6 protein-coding genes are annotated in these 6,484 nt (G+C 71.3%); 2 read left to right on the top strand and 4 right to left on the bottom strand.

The genetic code is table 11. The features are described 5' to 3' along the window. A partial coding sequence (locus MHW47_RS12235) for a hypothetical protein (RefSeq protein WP_239222838.1) occupies nucleotides 1-513 on the bottom strand: 513 nt, incomplete at its 3' end. A gap of 71 nt (nucleotides 514-584) precedes the next feature. Further along, a complete protein-coding gene (gene miaB, locus MHW47_RS12230) occupies nucleotides 585-2,105 on the bottom strand; it encodes a tRNA (N6-isopentenyl adenosine(37)-C2)-methylthiotransferase MiaB (RefSeq protein WP_239222836.1) in 1,521 nt (506 codons plus the stop codon). Between the two features lie 110 nt (nucleotides 2,106-2,215). Here miaB and MHW47_RS12225 point away from each other — a divergent pair, with 110 nt between their 5' ends. Further along, nucleotides 2,216-3,214, top strand: a complete 999-nt coding sequence (locus tag MHW47_RS12225; RefSeq protein WP_239222834.1) for a TAXI family TRAP transporter solute-binding subunit — start codon at nucleotides 2,216-2,218, stop codon at nucleotides 3,212-3,214. 12 nt (nucleotides 3,215-3,226) lie between these two features. On the opposite strand, the gene MHW47_RS12220 is transcribed toward MHW47_RS12225, so the two are convergent. Together MHW47_RS12220 and MHW47_RS12215 are read right to left on the bottom strand one after the other, a co-directional pair. Continuing rightward, complete coding sequence (locus MHW47_RS12220; RefSeq protein WP_239222833.1) at nucleotides 3,227-4,621, bottom strand: HAMP domain-containing sensor histidine kinase; 1,395 nt, start codon at nucleotides 4,619-4,621, stop codon at nucleotides 3,227-3,229. Between the two features lie 15 nt (nucleotides 4,622-4,636). Further along, the gene (locus MHW47_RS12215) at nucleotides 4,637-5,329 is read right to left on the bottom strand and encodes a response regulator transcription factor (protein WP_239222832.1); all 693 of its coding nucleotides are present in this window, start codon (nucleotides 5,327-5,329) and stop codon (nucleotides 4,637-4,639) included. A 326-nt stretch (nucleotides 5,330-5,655) separates the two neighbouring features. Between MHW47_RS12215 and MHW47_RS12210 the strand changes: the two genes are divergently transcribed. Next, the gene (locus MHW47_RS12210) at nucleotides 5,656-6,444 is read left to right on the top strand and encodes an amino acid ABC transporter ATP-binding protein (RefSeq protein WP_239222831.1); all 789 of its coding nucleotides are present in this window, start codon (nucleotides 5,656-5,658) and stop codon (nucleotides 6,442-6,444) included. Nucleotides 6,445-6,484: the final 40 nt, after the last annotated feature.

The raw sequence follows: 6,484 nt of genomic DNA, 5'->3' as shown, positions 1-6,484 counted from the left end.
CGCGTCGAAGGCGGCGGCGCGCTCGTCCAGGTAGCCCGGTGCCTTCACGGTGCGGCAGGCGCTGCCGTCGCCCATCACCAGCAGGGCGACCCGGTCCGCGCGAAGGGCCAGCTCCCGCCCGGTCTCCGTGCAGCGGGCGGTCTCCAGGGGTTCGAACACGCCGAGGCCCTCGACGGGCGCGGCCGCCCAGCCCGTACGGGCCAGCAGCCAGGCGCCCACGGCGAGAGAGGGCGGCAGCGGGCGGTCCGGCGGTGTTCCCCGGTCCTGGCCGAGCCGAACCTCCAGATCGACGCCGAACGCGCGGAAGTCGCCCGCGGCCCCCTCGGGGTGGGTGCCGCGCCCGTCCCGCGCGGCCGGGCCGATCACCACGAGGAGATCGGGCCGGGCGGCCGCGAGGACGCCCAGGGCGTCGGTGCACGCGGTTCTGGCGGCGTCCAGTTCGGGCGCGGCACCGGCGGCCACCTCGGGGACGAGCAGCGGCGGGCAGGGGCAGACTGCGGCGGCGACAAGCATGGTCGGCAGCGTACTGCGCGGCGCAGCGGCCCGCCCCGGCCGCGTCCGGCACCTTTCCGGTGACCGGCGGCTCAGTCGCAGCCGCAGCCCGGCGCGGCCGCCGCGGGCAGTGGTGCCGGGGTGCCGATGCCGGGCAGGCCCAGCATGACACCGGCCGGCTTGGCGGCCTCGGCCGCGTTGCGCTTCTCCCAGGCGTCGCCCGAGCGGGTCCTGCGGACCGCGACCGGGGCGCCCTCGGCGAGCAGGTGGTGCGGGGCGGCGTAGGTGATCTCGACGGTGACCACGTCGCCGGGGCGCACGTCCTGGCCGGGCTTGGTGAAGTGGACCAGGCGGTTGTCGGGGGCGCGGCCGGACAGCCGGTGGGTGGCGCCGTCCTTGCGGCCCTCGCCTTCGGCGACCATGACCTCCAGGGTGCGGCCGACCTGCTTCTTGTTCTCCTCCCAGGAGATCTCCTCCTGGAGGGCGGACAGGCGCATGTAGCGCTCCTGCACGACCTCCTTGGGGATCTGCCCCTCCATCTCGGCGGCGGGGGTGCCGGGCCGCTTGGAGTACTGGAAGGTGAAGGCGTTCGCGAAGCGGGCCTCGCGGACCGCGTGCATGGTCTGCTCGAAGTCCTCCTCGGTCTCGCCGGGGAAGCCCACGATGATGTCGGTGGAGATGGCGGCGTCGGGCATCGCGGCGCGGACCTTCTCGATGATGCCGAGGAAGCGTTCCTGCCGGTACGAACGGCGCATCGCCTTGAGGACCTTGTCGGAACCGGACTGCATCGGCATGTGCAGCTGCGGCATCACGTTCGGCGTCTCGGCCATGGCGGCGATGACGTCGTCGGTGAAGTCGCGGGGGTGCGGCGAGGTGAAGCGGACGCGCTCCAGGCCCTCGATCTTCCCGCAGGCGCGCAGCAGCTTGGAGAACGCCTCCCGGTCCCCGATGTCGGAGCCGTAGGCGTTGACGTTCTGGCCGAGCAGGGTGATCTCGGAGACGCCCTCGGCGACCAGGGCCTCGATCTCGGCGAGGATGTCGCCGGTGCGGCGGTCCTTCTCCTTCCCGCGCAGGGCCGGGACGATGCAGAAGGTGCAGGTGTTGTTGCAGCCCACGGAGATGGAGACCCACGCGGCGTACGCGGACTCGCGGCGGGTGGGCAGCGTGGAGGGGAACGCTTCCAGGGACTCGGCGATCTCGACCTGCGCCTCCTCCTGGACGCGGGCGCGCTCCAGCAGCACGGGCAGCTTGCCGATGTTGTGCGTGCCGAAGACGACGTCGACCCAGGGGGCGCGCTCGACGATGGTGTCGCGGTCCTTCTGGGCAAGGCAGCCGCCGACCGCGATCTGCATGCCGGGACGCTTGGTCTTCATCGGGGCGAGCCGGCCCAGGTTGCCGTACAGCTTGTTGTCGGCGTTCTCGCGGACGGCGCAGGTGTTGAAGACGACGACGTCGGCGTCGCCGTCGGAGCCCTCGGGCGCCCGGACGTATCCGGCGTCCTCCAGGAGCCCCGACAAGCGCTCGGAGTCGTGGACGTTCATCTGGCACCCGTAGGTGCGCACCTCATAGCTTCTTCTGACGTCCACTGCTTCGCTCCGGTTGCCGCTGCTCATGCGACAAGGGTAGGCGCTGCCCGGCACCCGTCCGTCTCGGGCGGGCGATCCGGCGGGCGTTCCGGGGCGGCCCTGGCCACGGCCGGTGAGCACCTGGCAGGATCGCCGCCATGCTCACGGCCCTGTCCCCAACCGGCCGGCGCCGTTCCCTGCGGGCGGGCGTCGCCGCCGCCGTCGTGCTCGGGACGCTCCTGTGGTGGCTGCTCCCGCTCGGCGATCCGGCGCCCACCGGCAGTCTGTCGTTCAGTACGGGCGTGCGCAGCGGCGTCTACCAGCGGTACGGGGAGCGGTTGAAGGGGGCCCTGGCCAGGGATCTTCCCCGGGTGTCGATAAAGCTCCAGACCAGCGAGGGCTCGCAGCAGAACCTCGCCCGGGTCGCGGCCGGTGAGGCGGATTTCACGATCGCCACCACCGACGCCGTCGCCACGTATCTGCGGGCCCGCAAGCCCGGCCATGAGCGGCTGCGCGGCTGTGTTCGGCTGTACGACGACTACATACAGCTGGTGGTGCGGCGGGATTCGGACATCCGGAGCGTGGCGGATCTGCGGGGCCGCAGGGTCGCGGTGGGGCAGCCGGGGTCGGGGGTGAAGCTGGTCGCCGACCGGCTGATGACGGCGGCCGGGCTCGATCCCGTGGCCGACGTGACGCCGCTGTCGGTGGGCATCGACACCATGCCCCAGCTGCTGGAGAAGGGGCGGCTCGACGCGTTCTTCTGGTCCGGCGGGCTGCCGACGACGGCCGTGGCCGAATTGTCCGAACGGTTCCCGGTGCGGCTCGTGCCGCTGGAGGACGACCTGATCAAGCGGCTCCAGGCGGCGGGCGGTCCGACGAGCTACTACCGCTCGGCCGTGATGCCGGCCGACGCGTACCGCAAGGCGCAGCAGGGCCAGGCCGTGCCCACGGTGGCGGTCGCCAACGTGCTGGTCACCACGGACCGCACGGACGCGGCGATGACGGAGGCGTTCACCCGGACCGTGATCGACAGCCGCGACCGCATCGGGCGCGAGGTGCACGCGGCGCAACTGGTGGACCTGCGGACGGCGATCTACACCGATCCGCTGCCGCTGCACGAGGGCGCCAAGCGGTACTACCGCTCCGTCAAGCCGTGACCTCCGCCCGCCTCAGCCCTTCGGGTCGTGGCGCGGCACGGAGACCGTCACGCTCAGTCCGTACGGTTCCTTGCGGGCGTACGAGAGTGAGGCGCCGCCCGCCGCGAGGAGCGTCCGGGAGATGGAGAGGCCGAGGCCGGAGCCCTGGATGTTCTGGTGCTGGGGGCTGCGCCAGAAGCGGTCGCCGACCCGTTCGAGTTCCTGGTCGGTGAGGCCGGGTCCGCCGTCCGCGACGACGACCGTGACGTACCGGCTGCCGGAGGCGACGGTGACGCTCACCTCCTCGCCGGCCGGGGTGAACTTGAGGGCGTTGTCGATGATGGCGTCGAGGGCGCTGGAGAGGGCGATCGGGTCCGCCCAGGCGGTGACGGCGGGCAGCCCCCCGGCGCGCAGCCGTACGCCCTTCTCCTCGGCGACCGGGCGCCAGGACGCGGCGCGTTCGGCGGTGAGCGCGCCGATGTCGGTGAGCCGCAGGTCGCTCTCGGCGTGCTCGGCGAGCGCCAGGTCGAGCAGGTCGTCGAGGACCTGTCCGAGGCGGCGGCCCTCGGTGCGTACGGAGGCGATCTCCTCGTTGTCCTCGGGAAGTTCGAGGGCGAGCAGGTCGATGCGCAGGAGCAGCGCGGCCAGCGGGTTGCGCAGTTGGTGGGAGGCGTCGGCGACGAAGGCGCGCTGCTGCTCCAGGACGTCCTCGACGTTGTCGGCCATCTCGTTGAACGAGCGGGCCAGCCGCCGGAGTTCCGGGGGGCCGCCGGACGCCACGACGCGGGAGCGCATCCGGCCGCTGGCGATGTCGTGGGCGGCGGCGTCCAGCGTCTTGACGGGGAGCAGGACCCAGCCGGTGAGGCGGATGGCGGCGCCGACGGCGACGAGCATGGCGATCGCCTCGCCGGCCGCGATGAGCAGCCAGCCGCGCAGTGTGTCGGCGCGCATCTGGCCGGTCGGCGAGTCGATGACGACGACGGCGATGACGTCTCCGTCGCGTACGACGGGCGAGGCGACGACCACGCGGCCGTCCTGCCAGGGCCAGACCTGCGGCGGGTCGTGGCTGCGGCGGCCGAGCAGTGCCTCGTTGAACGCGGCGCGGCCCTCGCCCTCGACGGGCAGCCGCCAGGACGCGGGGGCCTTGGCCATGGCGGAGTCGTCGCGGTAGAAGACGCCGGCGCGGATGCCGTACACCGAGTCGTACGTTTCCAGCTCGGTCTGGAGGGTACGGCGCCGTTCGTCGTAGCCGCTGGTGCGTTCGGTGATGAACTGGGCGAGGGCGGCGAAGCGGGCCGTGTCGTCGATGCGGTCGATCACGACGCGCTGTTGCTCGGCCGCCGCCACGCTGACGGCGAGCGGGAAGCCGAGCGCGAGCAGCACACTCGCCATCAGGACGATGAGCAGCGGGAGCAGCCGGGTACGCACCGGGGACGAACGCCTCTACGCGGGCGGGGAGACGAGGCGGTAGCCGACCCCGCGCACCGTCTCGATGAGTGCGGGCAGCCGGAGCTTGGAGCGCAGCGAGGCCACGTGCACCTCCAGCGTGCGTCCTGTTCCCTCCCAGCTGGTGCGCCACACCTCGCTGATGATCTGTTCGCGGCGGAAGACCACGCCGGGCCGCTGGGCGAGCAGGGCGAGCAGGTCGAACTCCTTGCGGGTGAGCTGGACCTCGGCCCCGTCCACGCTGACCCGGCGGGTGGGCAGTTCGATGCTGACGTGGCCCAGGCGGAGGGCGGCGACCGGGGTGGACACGGTGTCCTCGTTGCTCGTCTTGCGCCGGCTGACCGCGTGGATGCGGGCGAGCAGTTCGCCCGTGTCGTACGGCTTGGTCACGTAGTCGTCCGCGCCCAGGTTGAGTCCGTGGATGCGGGAGCGTACGTCGGCGCGGGCCGTCACCATGATCACCGGCACGGAGCTGCGCTTGCGGATCTTGCCGCAGACCTCGTAGCCGTCCTGGTCGGGCAGCCCCAGGTCGAGGAGCACGACGCCGAAGGGCTCGGTGTCGGTGGGCAGCAGGGCCTGGAGGGCCTCGTCGCCGCTGCGGGCGTGGACCACCTGGAAGCCGTGCCGGGTCAGGATCGCGGACAGGGCGGCGGCGACGTGGTTGTCGTCCTCGACGAGCAGCAGTCTCATGGGCCCCCCTCTGGCGTCGCTGTGTGCCGGGTGTGTGCGTACGGTCGTGTACGCCCCCGGTCACTTCCCCGTTCCGGGGTGTTCCACAAAGGGGTGTACCAGGGAATCCACTCCGATGAGGGGTGGACAGTCAAGGGCCTGTCCGATGTATCCGGGTTTCCGTTATGCACCCGGTACGCCCGGCACGGCAGGCGTGACGTCCCCTTCACGCGGAGTGTCCGGTTGCCGCCGGATCGTTATGCTCAATTTCCGCTCAGATGTAATGACGCTGGTAGCACTGCGTCACTAGGGTCCTTCCCAACCGAGGAGGACGGAGCTAGAAGCCGATGAGCGGAGTTTCAGTGACCAAGGGCGCCGAGGACGCTGCACCCGCGCCCGCCGGCGATCTGGTCGTGCTGAGCAACGTCAACAAGCACTTCGGCGCACTGCATGTGCTCCAGGACATCGACCTGACGATCGCCCGCGGCGAGGTCGTGGTCGTCATCGGGCCGTCCGGGTCCGGGAAGTCCACGCTGTGCCGCACGATCAACCGCCTGGAGACGATCGATTCGGGTTCGATCTCGATCGACGGGAAGTCGCTGCCCGAGGAGGGCAAGGAGCTGGCCCGGCTGCGTGCCGACGTCGGCATGGTCTTCCAGTCGTTCAACCTCTTCGCCCACAAGACGGTCCTGGAGAACGTGACGCTCGGCCAGCTGAAGGTCCGCAAGGCGGACAAGAAGGCGGCCGAGGACAAGGCGCGTTCCCTGCTCGACCGGGTGGGCGTCGGCACCCAGGCCGACAAGTACCCCTCCCAGCTGTCCGGCGGCCAGCAGCAGCGCGTGGCGATCGCGCGGGCCCTGGCGATGGACCCGAAGGTCATGCTCTTCGACGAGCCGACCTCGGCGCTCGACCCGGAGATGATCAACGAGGTGCTGGAGGTCATGCAGCAGCTCGCCCGCGAGGGCATGACGATGGTCGTCGTCACCCACGAGATGGGCTTCGCCCGCTCCGCGGCCAACCGGGTCGTCTTCATGGCGGACGGAAAGATCGTCGAAGAGGCCACGCCCGACCAGTTCTTCAGCAACCCGCGCAGCGACCGGGCCAAGGACTTCCTTTCGAAGATCCTTCACCACTGATGGAGCCTTCAGCACCGGGCTTCCGTATCTGCTGATCACT

It is taken from the genome of Streptomyces sp. OfavH-34-F (assembly GCF_022347745.1).
In the GTDB taxonomy this organism is placed as follows: domain Bacteria; phylum Actinomycetota; class Actinomycetes; order Streptomycetales; family Streptomycetaceae; genus Streptomyces.
The sequence above is the reverse complement of the archived record's forward strand: the minus strand, read 5'-3'. Positions and strand labels throughout refer to the sequence as shown.

Coding starts and splice junctions, on each gene's coding strand:
- MHW47_RS12225 (WP_239222834.1), top strand. CDS start 2,216: ATGCTCACGGCCCTGTCCCCAACCGGCCGGCGCCGTTCCCTGCGGGCG.
- miaB (WP_239222836.1), bottom strand. CDS start 2,105: ATGAGCAGCGGCAACCGGAGCGAAGCAGTGGACGTCAGAAGAAGCTAT.
- MHW47_RS12215 (WP_239222832.1), bottom strand. CDS start 5,329: ATGAGACTGCTGCTCGTCGAGGACGACAACCACGTCGCCGCCGCCCTG.
- MHW47_RS12210 (WP_239222831.1), top strand. CDS start 5,656: ATGAGCGGAGTTTCAGTGACCAAGGGCGCCGAGGACGCTGCACCCGCG.